General features: G+C 63.0%; 1 pseudogene. It reads left to right on the top strand.

The window, feature by feature from the left end:
• Nucleotides 1-173: pseudogene (locus AC0IYH_RS31420) on the top strand (glycosyltransferase); the annotation flags it as partial.
• Nucleotides 174-276: the final 103 nt, after the last annotated feature.

Raw genomic sequence — 276 nt, forward strand, 5'->3', positions numbered from 1 at the left:
GCGCCGGCGGCTTCAAGGCCATCCCGGTCGATGAAGACGTGCAACTGGTAGCGGCTTTCGAACGCATCGGCGCACATATCGCCTGGAGTAGCTTGCCGCAGGTATACACCAGTGCGCGGCTGGATTGCCGCACCCGCGGCGGCTTCGGTGACTACCTCAAGTCGCTGCTGTAGTCGCGAATGGGCCCAGGCCCCCACCCCATTCACTCAGTAAAAACCTTGAACCGCTCCCGCTTCCCCCCAGTCGGAATTTAACGATGCCTGGCACGCGTCCGGC

It is taken from the genome of Pseudomonas sp. AC463, from assembly GCF_979253585.1.